Annotated in this window: 21 protein-coding genes; 8 read left to right on the forward strand and 13 right to left on the reverse strand. The window is 43.7% G+C overall.

Annotated features, from left to right (window positions below; all coding sequences use genetic code 11):
• Positions 1–49: 49 nt before the first annotated feature.
• The gene (locus A8F94_RS14375; protein ID WP_066201792.1) at positions 50–1,027 is read right to left on the reverse strand and encodes an aromatic ring-hydroxylating oxygenase subunit alpha; all 978 of its coding nucleotides are present in this window, start codon (positions 1,025–1,027) and stop codon (positions 50–52) included.
• A gap of 316 nt (positions 1,028–1,343) precedes the next feature.
• On the opposite strand from A8F94_RS14375, the gene A8F94_RS14380 reads away from it, so the two are divergent.
• From A8F94_RS14380 to A8F94_RS14395, 5 genes are all read left to right on the forward strand, one after another.
• Positions 1,344–2,687: a uracil-xanthine permease family protein gene (locus tag A8F94_RS14380; RefSeq protein ID WP_066201797.1), complete on the forward strand. Its 1,344-nt coding sequence runs from the start codon at positions 1,344–1,346 to the stop codon at positions 2,685–2,687.
• 138 nt (positions 2,688–2,825) lie between these two features.
• On the forward strand, positions 2,826–3,146 hold the full coding sequence (locus A8F94_RS14385) for an ArsR/SmtB family transcription factor (RefSeq protein WP_066202429.1): 321 nt from the start codon (positions 2,826–2,828) through the stop codon (positions 3,144–3,146).
• Between the two features lie 74 nt (positions 3,147–3,220).
• On the forward strand, positions 3,221–3,388 hold the full coding sequence (locus tag A8F94_RS25780; protein WP_175384427.1) for a hypothetical protein: 168 nt from the start codon (positions 3,221–3,223) through the stop codon (positions 3,386–3,388).
• Between the two features lie 15 nt (positions 3,389–3,403).
• Positions 3,404–4,273: a permease gene (locus tag A8F94_RS14390; protein WP_066201800.1), complete on the forward strand. Its 870-nt coding sequence runs from the start codon at positions 3,404–3,406 to the stop codon at positions 4,271–4,273.
• Positions 4,274–4,418: 145 nt separating this feature from the next.
• On the forward strand, positions 4,419–4,643 hold the full coding sequence (locus A8F94_RS14395; RefSeq protein ID WP_066201803.1) for a hypothetical protein: 225 nt from the start codon (positions 4,419–4,421) through the stop codon (positions 4,641–4,643).
• A gap of 81 nt (positions 4,644–4,724) precedes the next feature.
• Here A8F94_RS14395 and A8F94_RS14400 read toward each other — a convergent pair whose 3' ends face one another.
• From A8F94_RS14400 to A8F94_RS14425, 6 genes are all read right to left on the reverse strand, one after another.
• On the reverse strand, positions 4,725–4,925 hold the full coding sequence (locus A8F94_RS14400) for a hypothetical protein (protein WP_066201807.1): 201 nt from the start codon (positions 4,923–4,925) through the stop codon (positions 4,725–4,727).
• Between the two features lie 201 nt (positions 4,926–5,126).
• Positions 5,127–5,549: an arsenate reductase (thioredoxin) gene (arsC, locus tag A8F94_RS14405; protein ID WP_066201810.1), complete on the reverse strand. Its 423-nt coding sequence runs from the start codon at positions 5,547–5,549 to the stop codon at positions 5,127–5,129.
• Positions 5,550–5,565: 16 nt separating this feature from the next.
• Complete coding sequence (locus A8F94_RS14410; RefSeq protein WP_066201813.1) at positions 5,566–6,864, reverse strand: arsenic transporter; 1,299 nt, start codon at positions 6,862–6,864, stop codon at positions 5,566–5,568.
• Positions 6,865–6,887: 23 nt separating this feature from the next.
• Positions 6,888–7,235: an ArsR/SmtB family transcription factor gene (locus A8F94_RS14415; RefSeq protein WP_066201816.1), complete on the reverse strand. Its 348-nt coding sequence runs from the start codon at positions 7,233–7,235 to the stop codon at positions 6,888–6,890.
• A gap of 111 nt (positions 7,236–7,346) precedes the next feature.
• Positions 7,347–8,813 carry a SulP family inorganic anion transporter gene (locus tag A8F94_RS14420; RefSeq protein WP_066201820.1) on the reverse strand — a complete coding sequence of 489 codons (1,467 nt, stop codon included), beginning with the start codon at positions 8,811–8,813 and terminating at the stop codon, positions 7,347–7,349.
• A 287-nt stretch (positions 8,814–9,100) separates the two neighbouring features.
• Positions 9,101–9,520, reverse strand: a complete 420-nt coding sequence (locus A8F94_RS14425) for a universal stress protein (protein WP_066201823.1) — start codon at positions 9,518–9,520, stop codon at positions 9,101–9,103.
• Positions 9,521–9,687: 167 nt separating this feature from the next.
• On the opposite strand from A8F94_RS14425, the gene A8F94_RS14430 reads away from it, so the two are divergent.
• Positions 9,688–10,191 carry a GNAT family N-acetyltransferase gene (locus A8F94_RS14430; protein WP_066201827.1) on the forward strand — a complete coding sequence of 168 codons (504 nt, stop codon included), beginning with the start codon at positions 9,688–9,690 and terminating at the stop codon, positions 10,189–10,191.
• Between the two features lie 395 nt (positions 10,192–10,586).
• Here A8F94_RS14430 and A8F94_RS14435 read toward each other — a convergent pair whose 3' ends face one another.
• The 3 genes from A8F94_RS14435 to A8F94_RS14445 all read right to left on the reverse strand — a co-directional run bounded on the left by A8F94_RS14435 (position 10,587) and on the right by A8F94_RS14445 (position 12,542).
• Complete coding sequence (locus A8F94_RS14435) at positions 10,587–11,021, reverse strand: YfmQ family protein (RefSeq protein WP_066201831.1); 435 nt, start codon at positions 11,019–11,021, stop codon at positions 10,587–10,589.
• A gap of 96 nt (positions 11,022–11,117) precedes the next feature.
• Complete coding sequence (locus tag A8F94_RS14440; protein ID WP_066201834.1) at positions 11,118–11,777, reverse strand: diphthine--ammonia ligase; 660 nt, start codon at positions 11,775–11,777, stop codon at positions 11,118–11,120.
• A gap of 195 nt (positions 11,778–11,972) precedes the next feature.
• Positions 11,973–12,542, reverse strand: coding sequence for a hypothetical protein (locus tag A8F94_RS14445; protein WP_066201837.1), 570 nt, complete (start codon positions 12,540–12,542; stop codon positions 11,973–11,975).
• Positions 12,543–12,799: 257 nt separating this feature from the next.
• Between A8F94_RS14445 and A8F94_RS14450 the strand changes: the two genes are divergently transcribed.
• Together A8F94_RS14450 and A8F94_RS14455 are read left to right on the forward strand one after the other, a co-directional pair.
• Positions 12,800–13,258 carry a MarR family winged helix-turn-helix transcriptional regulator gene (locus tag A8F94_RS14450; protein ID WP_066201839.1) on the forward strand — a complete coding sequence of 153 codons (459 nt, stop codon included), beginning with the start codon at positions 12,800–12,802 and terminating at the stop codon, positions 13,256–13,258.
• Positions 13,259–13,262: 4 nt separating this feature from the next.
• A complete protein-coding gene (locus tag A8F94_RS14455) occupies positions 13,263–14,462 on the forward strand; it encodes an MFS transporter (RefSeq protein ID WP_066201842.1) in 1,200 nt (399 codons plus the stop codon).
• Positions 14,463–14,548: 86 nt separating this feature from the next.
• Here the strand turns inward: A8F94_RS14455 and A8F94_RS14460 are convergent, their stop codons facing one another.
• The 3 genes from A8F94_RS14460 to A8F94_RS14470 all read right to left on the reverse strand — a co-directional run bounded on the left by A8F94_RS14460 (position 14,549) and on the right by A8F94_RS14470 (position 18,674).
• Positions 14,549–15,688: a glycerate kinase family protein gene (locus tag A8F94_RS14460; RefSeq protein WP_066201851.1), complete on the reverse strand. Its 1,140-nt coding sequence runs from the start codon at positions 15,686–15,688 to the stop codon at positions 14,549–14,551.
• A 301-nt stretch (positions 15,689–15,989) separates the two neighbouring features.
• Complete coding sequence (locus tag A8F94_RS14465) at positions 15,990–18,182, reverse strand: S8 family serine peptidase (protein WP_066201854.1); 2,193 nt, start codon at positions 18,180–18,182, stop codon at positions 15,990–15,992.
• A gap of 264 nt (positions 18,183–18,446) precedes the next feature.
• The gene (locus tag A8F94_RS14470) at positions 18,447–18,674 is read right to left on the reverse strand and encodes an Imm74 family immunity protein (protein WP_066201857.1); all 228 of its coding nucleotides are present in this window, start codon (positions 18,672–18,674) and stop codon (positions 18,447–18,449) included.
• Positions 18,675–18,676: the final 2 nt, after the last annotated feature.

An 18,676-nucleotide genomic window follows, 5' to 3' on the forward strand; every position in this document is an offset into this window, starting at 1 on the left:
GACCTGATTAGGGTGAAGATTTATCTAATAGAGCTACTTTTATTCCATCTTATTCGGTTCCCAGTGTCACGCCGACCCTTTTTAGATACTGCCTGTAGGCAATGCTCATCCGGTCGCATTTCAGCGAGAGTTCCGCCTGCAAATCTAGCGGCAGGTCTTCCGGCTTCTGATTCTCAACAATCGGTTTGTCCTGGGCGAAAATCATATCCTGGAACTCGACAGTTTCTTGGTCTGTATTGCCAGTTTCATAGTTAAATGACATGATGCCGTATGCCACCGACTTGTTTTCATCGACAGGCTGGATTGTCAGCAAAATCGTCATTTTATGATCGGTATCCGGGTCTCTCTTTGTAAACATAACGTTCAGCGGGCTAACGATTTCATACGTGTAGAAAACATCCTTGGCGACACCCGAGCCATCCGGGTCCGGCTGGAAGATGGCAATTTCATCACTATAAATTCGGCCGCCATCTACATGCACTTCATAATCGCCAATGACTGGATGCTCCTGTACCCCGAGGAAACCTTCGTGTACAAATGAAAGATGCCCGACATCAAGAAAATTCTCGACCACTCTCGGCGGTTTGGCATTGACTGCCTGAGGTCCCCAAAGGATGCTGTGGTAATTTTCATCCGAGTATTGGGGATATGAAAACAATTCAGGATTGTTATTATTCAAATTAATCCATACAAAGCCGTACGCTTCCTTGCATCCATATTTAATCGCCCGGGCCTTCAGTGGAATGGATCTTCCTTCAGGAAGCTGTGGGATTTTCGTACATTCTCCTTCGGAATTATACTCCCAGCCGTGATATGGGCAGACAAGATTCCCATCCCGAACACAGCCAAGCGACAAGGCTGCGCCGCGATGGACACACAAGTCCTTGAAGGCGTGAATCCCTTTCTCGTTGCGGAAGAGTACGATTCTCTCTCCCATAATTGTAATACCGAGTGGTTCTTCTTTAACATCTTCTATTTTGCAAGCAACAATCCAGTCGCTCCTTAGCACCTGATCCTCAACGGTCATGTTCCCCATCCCCTCACCGATTCTCTTTTTTTTTGAATATTTATTAGCTCAACTACGAGCATTAGACAGCCTTATTTTAAAAAGAGTTGTAAGAAAAGTCAACCAAAACACGAACATTTTTTAAATAATAAAAATAATTGTACGTAAATTCCTTTACAACCCTCCCTTTGTATGTTTATAATTCAACTATATTTTTCAGAATGACCATAGTGGAAAGTTTCTCAAAACTTAGAACGCACTCGGTTAAAATCTCTTAGTCATGGCGTTTTTTGAAAATTTTTCCTAACTTCTTATTTTAAAAAAGGGGATTAGAGCAATGGAGGAAAATGTAAAGAAGACAAACATTACGGTAGGAGTCGATGAAAAAATCGGCTGGGGTAAAGCATTGCTGCTCGGGTTCCAGCATGTACTGGCAATGGATTTGTACATTGCTCCAATTATAATCGCCGGGCTGCTTGCACTGGACACAATGAATACAACATTCTTCATACAAATGTGTTTCCTTGCAGCTGGTGTAGCGACACTTATCCAAACAATAGGCGGACTACGGCTCCCTGTCGTCCAAGGACCTTCTTATGTTCCGATCGGTGCCCTTGCCGCCATTGGTGGGAAACTTGGCCTTGGTGCGGTTTTCGGCAGTCTTTTGCCAGGAGCTTTACTGATTGCCATTCTTGGCTATCCATTAAAAGTATTTGCGAAGGTTGTTAAAAAAATCATCCCGCCACTTGTCGGCGGAACGGTCATTGTCATTGTCGGAATTTCGTTAATGCCCAGCGTCTTCAACAGCATCTATTCAAGTCCGGGGAACGTTGGCCACAATGTGCTGATTGCCTTTGTTTCTGCGGCCGTTCTAATTGCATGCATTCTTCTTGGCCGAAAAGCAAAAGGCTATGGCACCTTTTTCCGCCTCGTCTCAGTCATCCTGGCGATTGTTGTCGGTACCCTTACCGCTTCGTTTTTTGGGACTGTCGACTTTTCACCAGTAAAAACTGCTTCCTGGTTTTCACTGCCTAGCTTTTTCCCATTTGGAGCTCCAGTGTTTGACCTGCAAGCAATCCTGACAATGGTCTTCATTTATCTTATTATCTTAATTGAAACAACCGGGACATGGTTTGTTGTCTCAACTGTTACAGGCAGTGAGTTGGATGAAAAAAGACTAAACAAAGCGTCGTTTGGCGAAGGACTCGGCTGCTTTGTCGGCTCCTTGTTTGGAGGCACTCCAATGACGGGTTACTCCTCCAATGCCGGAATCATTGCGATAACAGGCGTGGCTAGCCGAATGGCGATCATCGCAGCGGGAATTATTTTAATTGGATTGGGATTGATTCCGAAGCTTTCGGCTTTGATCACGTGTGTTCCCCAGCCTGTCATTCAGGGTATTTTCGGGGTTGTCTGTGTTGCGATTGTCATGAATGGACTTAAAGTCATTCAAATTGTTGAAATTGATGACCGGAACATGATTGTCATCGGGGTGCCGATCTTGCTGACGATTGGCGCAGTTGTTCTGCCAAAAGAAATCCTGAACAGCGTTCCTGATTTTGCAAACTATATCCTTTCCTCCGGCACAGCCGTTGGTGCAATTGCAGTCCTCCTGCTGAACTTGATTGTTCCCGAAGAGCGGAAGGCTGCAGCAGCAAGCAAAACGGAATCTTTAACATAACTTTTTAAAGACGTGGATTATGCCACGTCTTTTTTATTAGAATTAATCAACTTTTTTTGATTTTAAAGATTGACATAGCTAATTTTTGGAAGTATGATCTTAATATCAAAAGTTTTTGATGAAGAGAAGGTGAAAAACATGAATCTGCAAATTCCGTTACAAGATGGATCGAAGGACAAAATTTTTGAAACATATGAGCAAAAGTTCAAGGCCATTGCGGATAAAAAAAGACTGCAAATTATGAACATCCTGACTGAAAAAGGCGAGATGTGTGTGTGCGACCTGGCTCCGCTCATGGATATGGCTCAGTCCAAACTGTCCTACCATCTAAAGATTTTACTCGATGCAGGCCTTATTACAAAAAGAACAGAAGGCACCTGGAGCTATTATCAGCTAAACCAAACAGAGATCAACCATCTATTGTCCGAAGAGCTTTGCTGTCTCTTCCGCCCTTCTTAGGTTATTTTTTTGCAAACTTCATCAACTTTTTTTGATTAATATATCAAGATAATTTGATTAAGGAGGAGTTTTTTATGTATGACGTACATTTATTAACCCAGCTAAAAGCAAAAGAGGTTGAACAGCTCTCTAGAGAAGCTTGGAAATTCCAGCGTTCCCTTAAAGAGTGGTCTTTTTTCAAAGGATGGTTTGACCGGAAGAATGCACATACAAAAGAACGCGAATGTACCTGCGTATGCTAATGAGGAGGGGCGTATATGTGGATTGAGACTGTAAAAAGCTTCTTCTATATCGTGATTGAATTGGCTGTTTTGTTGTTCATTATTATTTCGTTTACGATCAGTCTTTTACAGGGTTATATTCCTTATGAAAAAATTGAGAAAAAGCTGGCAGGCAAGAACAGATTCATCGGAGCGGTTTTCTCCATCCTATTCGCGTTCATCACTCCCTTTTGTTCGTGTTCGACGATACCAGTCGTGGTAAATATGCTGAAAAAGAAAATTCCCTTCGGAATTGTCATGATATTCCTATTTGCCTCCCCTATCCTTGACCCAACAATACTAACATTGATGGGAGTCGTCCTCGGCTGGGAAGTAACCATACTCTACACCATCTTAACCACTATCCTCTCCATCATAATTGGTTTTGCACTGGAGGCTTTTGGGGCTGAGAGGTATGTTAAAAATGTCATGATGACAGGCTATGAGGAAACGGCACAGAAATTCAATTTGAAACTGGCGGCTAAAGAAACAGTCAGTTTAATGAAAAGCGTTTTTGCATATCTGCTTATTGGGGCTGCGATTGGAGCTGTAATTCACGGATTGGTGCCAACTGAATTCATCTCATCTATATTCGGAAAGGACGATTGGTGGCTCATCCCAATCGCTGCGATCATCGGGGTTCCGTTGTATATCCGGCTTTCAAGCATGATTCCCATATCGCAAATCCTGGTTATGAAAGGGATGGCGCTAGGGCCGGTCATGGCAATGCTAATCAGTTCAGCCGGCGCAAGCCTCCCTGAAGTCATCTTATTAAAATCGATCTTCAAAACAGAGCTAGTGGCACTATTCGTCTTGTCGGTTGTATCAATGTCGACAATATCAGGTTTTATCTTTTACCTTATTTAAAGATGGAGGATGATGGCATGTTTAATTTTTTCAAAAAAACTTCAAGCTGCTGCACGATCAAGATTGAGGAGATCAAGGAAGAATGCTGCATCGATGCTAAAAAACAGGATTGTTGTCCAGATGAGGAAGCCAAGGAGTGCTGCTTGTGACGGTTAATCATGGTGGGACGCTAAAAAAGGAGTACTTCCTTGCATACATGAAATTAGTGATGAATTTCCGTAACTGCAGTGTGAACGAGGCAAAAGAATTGGCTATGGAGTTGTTTTTCAAAAACGATAAAGACTCATACGGCACGGAGACATATGCTAACTTTTTAAAAGCAGTAAACGGTTTAAAGAATGACGGACTTGCTTGCTGCATAACTAAATAGATGTAAAAGGGCCAATCACATGGAGATTAGCCCTTCTTGTATTCTTTTAGGAGTAGCCTACCCCTTCTTTGCTGGAATCTGTCATCCACCTTCTATACATGTAGCCTCGAAACTTCCGACGGCAGAATTGAGTTCTTTAAGAAGTAAATGTAGCTGTTTTCCTTCTGCCAGTTCTTCCAATGGCAAAGTGGAAAGTGGGATTTGGTGGTTTCGGAAAATGCCAATTGTCAACTCCCAAACTTCAACTATTGCTTGTGGAGACATTGTCGTTTGTATAACCATTGATTTAACTCCCTCTATTTTAACAGTAGGTATCGCTACAATAACTACCTTTTAGAAAATAACTCTTTCCTATTCTATCCGTAAGTTTAAGCCGTTTCACGGAAATTTTAGTCCGTTTCCCGTAAGTTTGAACTGTTTTCAGGTAAATTCAAGCCGTTTTCCCGTAAGTTTAAATTTCCTGCACTCTGCCCCGAAGACCAATCACTTACCTGTTTCCGCAAACGTCTTGATTCGGTCGCGAATCTCATCGCGGACGCGCTGGAAAAATGCCCACTTTTCTTCATCGCTTCCTTCTGCTTTTGCCGGGTCGTCAAAGCCCCAATGCTCCCTTTTCACTTGTGGCGGGGTAACCGGGCAATGGTCCGCAGCATGGCCGCAAAGTGTAACAACAAGATCAGCGTTGTTCAGGATCACAGGGTCAATTACATCTGATGTCTGGGTTGTAATGTCAATGCCCGCTTCTTCCATCGCTTTAACTGCATTTGGATTCAGTCCATGTGCTTCAAGACCTGCACTTTTGACTTCCCATTCGTCACTGTTTAGGTATTTCTTCGCCCATCCCTCTGCCATTTGGCTTCTGCATGAGTTCCCAGTACACAGGAAGTAAATTGTTTTCTTAGCCATAGAAAATTGCTCCTTCTTATGAAATTATCATCAACCAAATATACAACCCCACGAGTGTAATGAACAATGTAGGGATGGTAAGGATGATTCCCGTCTTAAAATAGGTTCCCCACGAGATTCTGACACCTTTTAATGACAGGACATGCAGCCATAATAACGTCGCCAGGGAACCAATAGGTGTGATTTTCGGGCCAAGGTCTGATCCGATTACGTTTGCATAAATTAAAGCCTCTCTAACAACCCCAGTTGTATCCGTTTCGGCAATCGCCAGCGCATCAATCATAACAGTTGGCATGTTGTTCATGAGCGAAGACAGAATCGCGGCTATAAAGCCCATTCCAATTGTTGCCGCAAACAGGCCGTGGTCTGCCGTCCATTGAATCGCATCCGCGAGAACGTCGGTTAAGCCGGCGTTTCTTAATCCGTAAACGACTACGTACATACCGATTGAGAAAAATACAATATTCCAGGGCGCTCCTTTAACAACTGTTCCCGTATTGACGGCTGGGCTTCTCCTCCCCATGAACAAGAAGAATACCGCCACGATACCAGCAATAATTGAAACCGGAATACCTAAAAATTCACTTATAAAGTAGCCTGCCAAAAGGACCGCTAACACAATCCAGGACAGTCGGAACATTTCCCTATCTTTAATAGCCTCGATAGGCTCCTTTAATTGCCCCAGCTCATACTTGTTTGGCAGATTCTTTTTAAAGTAAAGGTAAAGCACGAGGATGCTGGCTCCCAATGAAAAAAGATTGGGTACGATCATTCTTGACGCATATTCATTAAAGCCGATCCCAAAGAAATCTGCGGATACGATGTTAACCAGGTTGCTTACCACAAGCGGGAGTGATGTAGTGTCTGCAATAAAGCCACTTGCAATAATAAAAGGGAAAATCATCTTTTCCTGGAAATTCAGGTTCCGGACCATCGCCAGTACAATCGGCGTCAAGATGAGCGCGGCACCGTCATTCGCAAACAACGCAGCTACAAGAGCACCAAGAATGCAGATGTAGACAAATAGTTTGATTCCATTTCCTTTGGCCACCCTTGCCATATGCAAAGCAGCCCATTCGAAAAAACCAATCTCATCGAGTATTAAAGAGATTAGTATGATCGCAATGAATGTAAAGGTAGCGTTCCAGACAATCTGGGTTACATCGATTACATCGGCAAAGTCAACGACCCCTAAAAGAAGGGCAAGGATTGCACCGCCGCAAGCAGACCATCCGATTGACAGCCCCCTTGGCTGCCAGATAACCAAGATAAGTGTTACTAAAAAAATGATTAAAGCAAGCATAGTTGAAACCAAGGTTGAAACCTCCACTAAATGAATTAGCAGCCGCAACGCATTGTTGGGTTGCTTTTCTGTATTTGCTCGATTTTTTCCATTTGCTCCGGAACAAATTGAAGGATGTTCAAAACCAGCGGATATGCATCACTATTTTTATTAATGGAATAATATACCCATTGTCCCTTCCGTTCTTCCCTCACAAGCCCTGCATCCTTCAGTTTTCTGAGATGCTGGCTGATGGAAGGCTGGCTCATGTCAAATACCTCCAGTAATTCACATACACATAGTTCCCTAATATGTAAAAGCGCCATGATTGTAAGCCTCGTCTTGTCGCCAAGCAGCTTTAATATAATCGAAGTTTGGTCTAGTTCAACTTTCACTCCCGGCACACTTTCCACCTCTTTTCTAATAAACCCATATAAGTATATACTTATACACTTATATATAGCAAGAAGTAGGGGACCGTTCTTCATAGTAGAACCGTCCCCATTTGCATTTATTTAGTTGCTGGCGACTTTGTTATGTGTCGCTATTTGTTCGACTAGTTGATGGCTTTCTTTATTTAACCCTTTTAGGTTTACTCTGACACCATTTTGGCGGTATTTGATGACCACTTTATCAATTGCGCCAACTGCGGAGTCGTCCCATAGATGGGCATTTGATAAATCAAGGTCGATTTCATGGACATCTTCTTTAAAGTCGAAGCTGTTTACAAAGTCTGTGACAGAAGCAAAGAATAATTGGCCAGTTACGTGGTATACCTTTTTATGTGAGCCTTGGGCAGAGATACTTGTAACCTTCACTTTGGAAATTTTAGCTGCAAAGAAGATTGAGCTCAAGATTATTCCGACCAATACACCTTTTGATAAATCATGGGTCTGCATGACTGTAATAACGGTGGCGAGCATTACAATGGTATCTGTAATTGGTACCTTCTTGACTGTTTTAAATAAAGACCAATCAAAAGTTCCAACCGATACCATAATCATGACACCGACCAAAGCAGCCATTGGAATTTGGACAAGGAAATCCTTGAACAGGATAATAAGCATTAATAAGAATACTCCGGCAACCAGTGTGGATAACCGTCCCCGTCCGCCTGACTTTACATTAATAACAGATTGTCCGATCATTGCGCAGCCTGCCATGCCTCCAAAAAAGCCTGAAACGATGTTGGCAATTCCCTGGCCGCGTGCTTCTTTGTTCTTGTCACTTTCCGTGTCCGTCATATCGTCGACAATAGAAGCGGTTAGAAGGGATTCGACAAGCCCGACAATCGCAATTGATAACGAATACGGGAAAATAATTTGCAGTGTTTCAAGATTAAACGGAATATCAGGAATCAAGAATACTGGCAGCGTGGATGTCAATTCTCCCATATCTCCTACTGTCCGAACATCACTGTTTGTGAAAATCGCAATGGCCGTCATGGCCACTATTGCAACCAATGGAGAAGGTACAGCTTTTGTGAATCGAGGCAGGATATAAATAATCGCAAGAGCTCCCGCGACCATCGCATACATTTGCCAAGACTCGCCAACAAAATGCGGCAACTGCGATGCAAAAATCATGATCGCAAGCGCATTAACAAAACCTGTCATAACAGAGCGCGGAACAAATTTCATTAACCTACCAAGTTTTAGGGCTCCCATGACAATCTGAATTACACCGGTCAAGACAGTCGCAGCAAGCAAATACTGCAATCCATGGTCTCTTACTAATGTCGTCATCAACAATGCGGTTGCACCTGTTGCAGCTGAAATCATCCCGGGCCTGCCACCTACAAACGCAATCGTTACAGCAATACAAAACGAAGCGTATAACCCTACCATTGGGTCAACTCCGGCAATAAGGGAAAAGGCAATTGCTTCAGGAATCAAGGCCAACGCGACAACGATGCCTGCCAGGACGTCTCCTTTTATACTGCCGTTTCCAAGAAAGAAATATTTAATTGTGCTTACATTCAAATCTGTACAACTCCTTTTAGTAAAAATTCTTTTGACTTTCAACTCTCATGAAAGTCGGGGCCGTTGTGAACATAGGGAATTATAAAGGATTGTGTCAGATTTGTGAAACAGCATGTATGCGCCGACATTTTTCTTTTTCTTAACCATGCTCCAGGTTTCGCTTTTTTTCTGTAAAGGTTGATTATTTCATTCAAAATGATTCGGTGGTTTTTACGATAAACTTGCAAAGCGTTTTTCCAAGGAAAAAGAAATAAAACAGGCTGGGACAGAACCCAACCTGTTTTAAGCTACTTCACTATTAAAACCGGGCAAGTCGCACGCTTGGCAACTTTGTGACTGACACTGCCGCGCACGAACTCCTGGAGCACATTCAACCCTCTGCTTCCGATTATGACAATGTCAAAATTATGTTTATTCACATAGTCAACAATTACAGGGCCTGGCTCACCGTGGAGTATCATCAACTCATAAGAAACTCTGGCATGTTCAGCCATCCTTTCTATTTCCTTAAACCGCCCTTTTCGGCTATCGCCTATACTCGCTGAATTCCAATTCGCAAGTACCTCTGACTTAACCTTATCGGGATCGACTACATAGATAATCTCAATTTTGGAATGAGTATTCAATTTTGCAAGTTGAATTGCATTTTCGGCAGCCCTTTTTGCATGCACAGACCCATCGGTAGCGAGCGCTATCTTTTTATACATCTGAAATCCCCTTTTAAATTGGATATTTTTTATACGTAATTCTCTATTGCCACTTACGAATCCTTTCTAATATGTGCCGGACAAAACAATTATTAGAAACGAAACTTTCAATCTAATGGTTTCGTCAACTAAAATGGTTATATGACCTTTTGAAAGGGGGAGTAGGAATGGCTGTGGTTGCAGAAACAGAAAGGCTGCAATTAAGAGTTTTTCAAGAGGAAGATGGTGAGGCTGCAAAGTTGTTTTGGGGAGACAAGGAAGTAATGGAGCACTGTAACGGTGCCATCCCTCACGAGCATCTTACAAAGGCACTGGAATCCTATGCCAGCTGCCATGAGACAAAGGGGCTTTCCGTTTACGCTGTTGTCGAAAAAGAAACAGGAAACGTGATTGGCGCCGCAGGGTTTAACGTTCGTTCAACTCCGGAGAAATCGGAATTAATTTACCATTTCGCTAAATCAGCCTGGGGAAAGGGTTACGCAACAGAAGCTGCGGCCGCATGCGTGAAGGCTGCGGAAAGACACCCGGATGCTAAAATAATATTCGCCTCAGCAGATCGGAGAAATACCGGTTCACTCAAAATACTGGAAAGAATCGGATTCGAGTACAAAGGCATGAAATGGTTCGAGGATACAAAACAGGAAGAACCGTATTACGAAATGAAAGTATAAAAGTGATCCTTGGTTGTATCAACGACCAAAACGTTCTCGAAACCGAAAAAAGGGCGTTGATAAGGTTGTATCAACGACCGAAACGTTCTCGAAACCGAAAAAAGGGCGTTGATAAGGTTGAATCAACGCCCAAAACATTCTCGAAACCGAAAAAAGGGCGTTGATACAATCAGTGGTGGCCTCCCATTGATAGTTAGTCCCGTTTTACTACAGCTAATTCGCCGAAGAGCACACCGACTAAGAGGCACTACCAACCCGATTAGTTCAATTAAGCCGCTGACAGGCGGCGGCAAGTTTCACTGTATAGCAATATCACCAATCAGACTTTTAGCGTTTCCAGAGAGGCTTGCTGATCCTTAATGAATGCGGGATAAAAAAGGGGCGGTCCCTTGCTTCTAATACGAAGCAGAGAACCTCCCCCAGTTATCGGTGAAAAGACTATATGCAATAAATTTCTTTTTCGTTTTTTTAACAACATCAATCCGATCACTATATTGAAAAACGTAAAGCTCGATTGTCTGTTTTTCATTTGTTACAGTGACGATGATTGGCCGTACTCCATTCTCCGGGTTTAAATACGATTCTTCTGTCCCCGGCCAAACATAATATTTTTCTTTGATGATGGATTCATTAAAAGTCTTAATGATTTCCTGCTTTTTATTGTCATCAAGCTTTTTTCCGTTATAGGAAATCGTGACATGTTGGCTATTTAGCTTTGAATGAGTTGCGAATTTCCCTACCAGCCCATTCACTGTATCGGTTGGCAGGCACGTAACAATGAGTTTAAATATACTAAAAAGAACAATAGACAGAATTACTCCCCAGGTCATCAACTTCGTCTCCTAACGTTTTGATCACATCTTCTATTATTACTATTTAAGTATACCAAATTCATTTAGTCAAATGAATTCTTCTTGGTCAGACCCCTATTTCATATCGCAAAATTGAAACGTGCCTTTGTTTATTTTCTCGCCTAAAACGAATTCAACCTTTGAATTGAATAGTGGGCCATCATAGCAAAATGTATGGAATTCTCCATTCTCACCGCAGGGGTCAACGTGAGCCGGAAGTTCTTTCAGAAAGTTAGAGTCGATGACTCTTCCGAGAAATTCGCTGCCTAATTTCTCTCTATCAATGCATGTTGTAATCGTTTCAAAGCCCATCGTTACAAATTCTTTGATGAGCTTGTTTGTATTTTCTCCCCAAAGCGGGAACACAGCCTTCATATCATGTTTGAAAACAATGCTTTCCCGGTACTTCCTTATATCTTCCAAAAGGATATCGCCGAACATTACAGCAGTGACTCCGTCTTTCTTAAGCGATCCAAGCATATGGTCCATTTGCTCTTGATAGATTTCATTTGGACAATCTACTGGTATGTACATTTTCTTTAAAGGAAGACCAAGACTATCTGCCTGTTTCTCCAGCAAACTTTCCCTGACACCATGACTGATGATTCGCTTATCATCCTTAATGATTGTCGTAAACAAAGAATCCACTATGTATTTGTCGTCCTTCAAAAGTGTATAGAGGGCGAAACAGCTATCCTTTCCTCCGCTCCATGATATTGCGATCCGTTCTTTCATATGTATATATCCCCTTCCACAACCTTTTCCGCAAAGCCTGTACACCCTATACCATCAGGATGATTGAAGCCTTGGCTACTTATTTCTCCTAATCTTTTGTTTTCCCTTCTTTTATCGGTCTTCCGGAACGAAAGCCGAATAATAAAAACTCCAATCCAGTGGCGGATTGGAGTTTTTCATTTTATAGGTGTAACATCACTGTCGGGCTTTGAGTGCCCCGGAATACCTTTCACTCCAAATCGTATAACCCAGCCAAATAAAACTTAGTCCTGCGAGCGGTTGAGCTAAAAAGGAGCCATAAGGTACAAAGTCCAAAATCGGGACAAGCACCAAAATGATTCCTGCTCCTTTCGGAAGGATTCCTTTGAGAGCGAGGAAAAGCCCGAATAAAAGCAGACCGACAAAAAACGGATAAAGTGATAAAGAAACACCTGTCATTAATAAAGGAGGAACTTCTTCCAATACACCGGGTGCTGCAGCCTCAAGGACAGGCACAACAAATGCATTTACCCAGCTATGCCCTGCCCACATAATGGCTCCTAGAAATGTCAGCAGGAAAACGCCAAAACCAAGCTTTCCAAAATTCCTCATATTAATTAAATAGATTCCGATAAGTGCAATAGGCAGAAGCAGCATCCCAGCCAAATCCACAAATGAACCAATTTCCTCCATTGAGGCGTTATACCAAACCGACAGTGACAGAATCAGAACCCCAGACACCATCCCACACAAACCCGTGAAGCGTAAAAATCCTGAATACGTCATTCCTTCCACCCCCGCTTTGAAGTATGGCAAAACATTACCTCAAACAAAGAACGGCAAACTCCCAAAATGATGGAGTTACTCTAGATATATTAACGGGTTGAACATTTATGTATAAAGTTAATGTGGGAAACATCCAGAGGGGTCTGACCCCTCTGGATAAAAACTATCCTTGAACTATAACTGTCCCCCTTTTCTTTTCTCGCTTAATTAGTTATAATATATAATTATGTTAAATAAGTTGTTAAAGGTGATTAGGAATGAAGGATGATGAAAGGCTATTCGATCGTGTAATGGATACTCTTATTGCGGCAAAGAGTGCGTATGAGGCGCTGCCACCTTTAAAGCCGGGAATGAAGCCTATTTATCACCGAGTTCTCTATATGATTCATAGACTTCAAGAGGAACATGGTGCCGCCCGGGTATCTGATCTCAGTTCGGGGCTTGATATACTTTTGCCCAATATGACGAAGCTTCTAAAGGAAATGGAAAGCCTGGAGCTTGTCGAGAAGTACCGGCCTCCAACTGACAAACGGGTTGTTCAAATCAAGATGAGCCCTGAAGGGGAGCGGTACTTTAATGACCGTGTGTTGCCTTATCGTAATCAGGCCTTAAAAGAACTCGCTAACCTGGATAAGGCAGACGTTGAAACGATGATCCGCGGGATTCATGATGTAAAAGACATATTGCACCGTGTATATACAGAAAGAAAGGACTAATGCAATGCAACAACAAAAAATCTGGACGAAGGACTTCATCGTCCTCATCGCATCAAATTTCTTTGTCTCGATAACGTTTTATTTACTTATGACCTCAATGGCTTTATACGCTGTCAAAACATTTAACTCTTCTCAAAGCAGCGCCGGGCTTGCTGCCAGCATATTCATTATTGGCGCTGTTTTCTCACGTCTCATCGGCGGCAAATATGTTGACGTTATTGGACGCAAAAAAATGCTATATAGTGGCCTAGTTCTGTTTCTGATAAGTTCTATTCTTTATTTTTCAGTCGAAAGCTTGGGCCTGTTGTTTGTTATCCGATTTGTACATGGCCTCGCTTTTGGGGTAGTATCCACTGTTCTCGCAACAGCGGCCATGGATTCCCTCCCACACGCGCGTCGTGGTGAAGGAAATGGCTATTATTCACTCAGCTCTGCAGCTGCAACTGCCATCGGACCTTTTCTGGCACTATTTTTGTTTGCGAACTATGGCTACAATGCCATCTTTTGGGCAGGAGTCATTTTCAGTGCGCTCGCACTCGGATCTGCCCTGCTTGGCCATGTAAAGGAACCACAGCTGTCAGCCATAGATCGCGCCCTTTTGAAAAGCGGATTCAAGCCTGGGGACTTTATTGAAATTTCGGCAGTCCCTGTGTCGCTGATTATGGTGATTGCTGGGATAGGTTATTCGAGCGTTGTCTCTTTCATCAACTCCTATGCGATTGAAATTGATTTGACCAATGCTGCTTCCCTATTCTTTGTTGTCTACGCCATCTTCCTGTTCATCTCCAGGCCGATTGCGGGTAAGCTTTTTGACAGCAAGGGCGAGAATATGGTCATCTATCCGTCGCTTATCCTATTTGCGATCAGCCTTGGTTTGGTTGGGATTGCCGAAAATGCCGCAATGCTGCTTATTGCAGCTGCCTTGCTCGCATTTGGATTCGGCACCTTAATGTCTAGCCTCCAGACTGTTGCCGTAAAAGTGGCACCTTCCAACCGGATTGCCCTGGCTATCTCAACATTCTATATCTGCCTCGACGGCGGAATGGGCATTGGCCCTTACATTATCGGCCTCATTGTTCCAATCCTAGGTTTCCGCGGCATGTATATCCTCCTTGCCGCCGTTGTGTTTGGCCTCGTATTCCTTTACTATCAGCTGCACGGACGGAACGCCAAGGCTGACAAGTACAATCAGGTTGAAGCGTAAAAACAGCGGTATGAACTGCTTGGAAACAAGCATTCATACCGCTGTTTTTTATTGTGGATGCAGAGACAGTTCCCTATCTATTTTACTTACATCTCTTTCGTCTGTTTAATAATTCGGCAAACATTTTCAGTCGCTATTTCCAGATTTTCTTCTCCGGTTTCCAGGGCTTCCTTTAATGGAGTTACCTCTCGAAGGATGCCTATAATCGCCGTAAATCCATATTCGTAAAGGGTATCAATGCCGTTTCCGATCCTTCCCGCGAAAGCAATGACCGGGATGGCGGATTCCCCGGCCACAGTGGCTACCCCGTACGGCGTTTTTCCAAATAATGTCTGTTCATCAATGCTGCCTTCTCCTGTGAATACGTAGTCAGCACCTTTCACCTTCTCTTTAAGGGCTGTATATTCAATAACGAGATCAATTCCTTTTTTAAGCCGTGCATTCAGGAACGCCAGCAACCCGGCACCCAGGCCTCCTGCCGCGCCGGCACCTTCTGTGAAAGCAATTTCCCTTCCTGTAGCCCGCTTGATCTTTTCGGCATAATGGGCCAGATTGCGATCAAGGAGCTCAACGATTTCAGGACTTGCTCCTTTTTGAGGGCCAAACACGGCAGATGCTCCATTCTCCCCGACAAGAGGGTTGGTCACATCACAGGCAACATCAAAATTTACATCTTGAATTCTTGGGTCCAAGCCGCTTACATCTATGCTGTGGAGGTTTTGCAGGGCCCCGCCGCCAAATGGAAGCTCTGTGCCATTTTTATCTTTAAAAGACACCCCAAGTGCTTGAAGCATTCCAATTCCGCCATCATTTGTCGCGCTTCCGCCAATTCCGACCAGAATGCGGCGGACACCGCGATCAAGTGCATGTTTGATTAATTCACCCGTTCCGAATGTCGTGGTTACCAGTGGATTACGCTCTTCCGGCTCGAGAAGTTCCAGACCGCTAGCTTTGGCCATTTCAATGACCGCTGTTTTCCGGTCACCAAGCAGGCCGTATTCCGCCAGAACTTTCTGTCCGAGTGGACCGCACACTTCTGACTGGATAAAAACTCCGCCTGTTGCACTGACAAGAGATTCGGCCGTCCCTTCACCACCGTCTGCCATTGGGACAATCAGACATTCAGCATCCGGAAAAACCTTCTTGATTCCTTTCTCCATTGCCAAAGCAGCCTTTTTCGCCGTCATACTCTCCTTGAAAGAATCAGGCGCTAATACAAACTTCATACCAATCTGTCCTTTTCTTAGAAAGTGAAGTTCCCAGAGTCCTATGTAACATAGTGTATGCTAAAAGCTGGTTTAAATCGAGTGTGACCTTTCAGCGGCAGAGGGACGGTTCTTGTTGGTAAAAACGGAAACGTTGTCTTGTGTTGTATTCTGAGCACAAAAGAGCACAACTAGCGGTGTAAGCTGCTCGTTGTGCTCTTTTCCACCCCAATTTTTTTCATGGAGGTAAGATGTCGGGCTTAGGCTATGGAGATTAAATTTGTCTCTTTGTTTTGCATGCAGTTTAGAAGAACCGTCCTTCTTAACGGTTGTAGTCGATGACGTAAAGGTAAGGGATACGGATTACATCCTCCTCACCTGAAGTCGCGGTGATATAGCCACTTTTGAAGACGTTAGAACCGTTCCTCAATTTGGCATCGCCCCGGTCCTTAACAGTAACAGTAATGACCGCTTCTCCTCTAGCTCGAAGAGTTACAGAATCTGCGCTGAGAATCAAATTATCATCACCTGAAAGTGTGTAGGTTTGTTCTTTGTTTGTTTGGTTCTGAAGAGTAACGGCCATTTTGTATGTTTGCGTTCCGACCGGACGGACAAGACCGAAGCTCAGGGAAGATGGGAATGCCATTACTGGCGTATCCATAGCCATTCCGATATCAATAATTCCCGCACCTACTTTTAGCGGGTCTGAAACATCAATACCAGGAGGTACGCTTCCTTCAACGTTACGAGCTGTTCCCATTAGAGCCGCTTTAACTTCAGCAGGTCCCCAACCGAGCTCTTTCTTTTGGCTGTTTGCCAAGAGTACGGCAGCAGACCCTGCTACATGCGGAGCTGCCATTGAAGTTCCCTGATACAACTCATATCCGCCGCCCACTACAGACGAGTAAATATTCACACCAGGAGCTGCCACGTCTGGCTTCAAGGTGTAATTCGGTGTTGGTCCCCATGAGCTGAAGTTAGCCAGTAAGTTCGGTTCTACATCAACTTCCGTAATGTCAGTTGAAATAGAAACTGTCTTATCTCCCTCCCAGCCTGCTAGTGCTTTTCCAGCTGTATTGCCAATCATGACTGCCGGGATTAGAGCTTCGTCTGACGACATTGGGATTGGTTCCTCTATTCCTTCAGACTGATAAATTATGGCAGCGACAGCGCCGGCGTCTGCAGCATTATTTATTTTTGTTGCAAAAGTACAGCTACCTCTCTGAATGAGTGCGATTTTACCCTTAAGCGGCTTTCCAGATAACTGAGAGCAGGCAAGCTTATCTCCACTAGATTGATTGCTCCAAAGTTCGTATTCACCTTGGATCGGTTCTTTTACTTCCCCTCCCTGAGTTCCTGTAGTGGCCATTGTCACTCCACCTTCAAGAGCAGGAGAATGAAGAGTCATCGCAAACGTCCGGCTGTTAGTAGTCGCAGCAACGGTGATTACTTTTTCAGCGGTACCCGGCGAGCCGATTGTATAATTGCCAGGCCCTTCGTTACCGGCTGAGATCGATACAACAACCCCTGCATCAACGGCTGCATTTACTGCCATATCGAGCAAATCTGCGCCTTTATGAGGTGTGCCGCCTAGGCTCAGGTTGAGGACATCCATACCATCAGCAACTGCCTCTTCAACCGCCTTTGCTATGAACAGGCTCTTTGCATCGGCCACGTCTCCAGGGAAAACATTATAGTTCCCAAGATACGCACCTGGAGCTACCCCGCTAAGTGATTTATCCCCCAGTGTTGGCATTGTTCCTGCTTTACCAGCAATCGTCCCAGCCACATGCGTCCCATGGCTGTCAACGGCCTCAGCGCTAAGCTTCGGATTTTGATTAAAAACCTTCGCGACAATGACCTTATCCGTTACAAAGCGTGCATCGCCTTTGGGATATCCTTTTGGAGCTTTCATTCCTTCATTTGGCTGAAGAAATGGATGCTTTTGATCAATACCGGAATCGATAACACCGACTTTCATTCCATTCCCCGCAGTTACCTGCCCGCCAAGAGCATTCCAGACCGGTTCCGCATTAATTAGACCCGTGCTCGTACTCATCGCCTTCTGATACGTACCGCTGTATCCGGATTTGACGACTCCTGGGCCACGGCTGATATCCTTTAAGGACACACCATTAAGCTTCAGGCCAATGCCATTGTATGTCACCGAATATTCGGCAACTACCTCTACCTTTGGCATCTGCTTGGCAAGCCATTTCTTATAATTTTCCCTTTGAGCCTGCAGCTTGTTTCCATACTTTTTTGCTGCAGGAGAGTCCAATTTTACTTTCTGCCCATTGGCAGGTTTTGTTGCCTCATAACCAGAAACCGCTCCATCATAGCTTGCAATCGGGGCATCACCGAATTGAACAAATGCATATTCGGTATCCTCAGCCGACTTAAGTGGACTGTCATCGTTTTTGACAATCGCCTGTGTCGGCAGTCCTGCATTGAGCATCAACAGCAGGATTAACGAAAGCCCCAAAATGCTCCTAAACTTCTTTAATAGCCTCAACCCTTTCACCCTCCTAATCATTCTGGCTAACTAGCCAAATAAAATATGTAACGCTATTAAATTCTAGAAAACAGTTGAATTCCCCTGTTAAAAATAATGTAATATTCTGAAAAATAATTTGTCGACGGCGGATAGGGACGATTCCAATTAGCAGGGTAATCAACCAAGAAGTGACTTGACCCCCTTTTCTACCAAAAAAAGAAGACCCATCCTCAATTTGGATGGGCTTTGGTTTTCGTTATTCTATTAGGAAAGAAGCCATTTTTATACGAATTCAATTTTGAACTGGGAGTTCTTTGTATATTCAACAGCTTCGACTATGATATTTTGCTTTGTTTCACTATCTAAAACTTCATTTTCATGTGGCGGTTCCCAATTTTTGATAGTATCGGCATACGCAGCAAAACCATTAACAAGCATTTCCCCCTGGACTTTAATCACTTTGTTGTCTACCTCTATCAAAATATAAGAGGATGTCCCTGTTATTTTCACTC

Source organism: Bacillus sp. FJAT-27225, from assembly GCF_001685025.1.
Classification (GTDB): Bacteria; Bacillota; Bacilli; order Bacillales; family Cytobacillaceae; genus Bacillus_D.

Excerpts from the sequence above, each read along its gene's own strand:
- A8F94_RS14375 (WP_066201792.1), bottom strand. The coding sequence starts at position 1,027 with ATGACCGTTGAGGATCAGGTGCTAAGGAGCGACTGGATTGTTGCTTGC.
- A8F94_RS14380 (WP_066201797.1), top strand. The coding sequence starts at position 1,344 with ATGGAGGAAAATGTAAAGAAGACAAACATTACGGTAGGAGTCGATGAA.
- A8F94_RS14385 (WP_066202429.1), top strand. The coding sequence starts at position 2,826 with ATGAATCTGCAAATTCCGTTACAAGATGGATCGAAGGACAAAATTTTT.
- A8F94_RS25780 (WP_175384427.1), top strand. The coding sequence starts at position 3,221 with ATGTATGACGTACATTTATTAACCCAGCTAAAAGCAAAAGAGGTTGAA.
- A8F94_RS14390 (WP_066201800.1), top strand. The coding sequence starts at position 3,404 with ATGTGGATTGAGACTGTAAAAAGCTTCTTCTATATCGTGATTGAATTG.
- A8F94_RS14400 (WP_066201807.1), bottom strand. The coding sequence starts at position 4,925 with ATGGTTATACAAACGACAATGTCTCCACAAGCAATAGTTGAAGTTTGG.
- arsC (WP_066201810.1), bottom strand. The coding sequence starts at position 5,549 with ATGGCTAAGAAAACAATTTACTTCCTGTGTACTGGGAACTCATGCAGA.
- A8F94_RS14425 (WP_066201823.1), bottom strand. The coding sequence starts at position 9,520 with ATGTATAAAAAGATAGCGCTCGCTACCGATGGGTCTGTGCATGCAAAA.
- A8F94_RS14430 (WP_066201827.1), top strand. The coding sequence starts at position 9,688 with ATGGCTGTGGTTGCAGAAACAGAAAGGCTGCAATTAAGAGTTTTTCAA.
- A8F94_RS14435 (WP_066201831.1), bottom strand. The coding sequence starts at position 11,021 with ATGACCTGGGGAGTAATTCTGTCTATTGTTCTTTTTAGTATATTTAAA.
- A8F94_RS14440 (WP_066201834.1), bottom strand. The coding sequence starts at position 11,777 with ATGAAAGAACGGATCGCAATATCATGGAGCGGAGGAAAGGATAGCTGT.
- A8F94_RS14445 (WP_066201837.1), bottom strand. The coding sequence starts at position 12,542 with ATGACGTATTCAGGATTTTTACGCTTCACGGGTTTGTGTGGGATGGTG.
- A8F94_RS14450 (WP_066201839.1), top strand. The coding sequence starts at position 12,800 with ATGAAGGATGATGAAAGGCTATTCGATCGTGTAATGGATACTCTTATT.
- A8F94_RS14455 (WP_066201842.1), top strand. The coding sequence starts at position 13,263 with ATGCAACAACAAAAAATCTGGACGAAGGACTTCATCGTCCTCATCGCA.
- A8F94_RS14460 (WP_066201851.1), bottom strand. The coding sequence starts at position 15,688 with ATGAAGTTTGTATTAGCGCCTGATTCTTTCAAGGAGAGTATGACGGCG.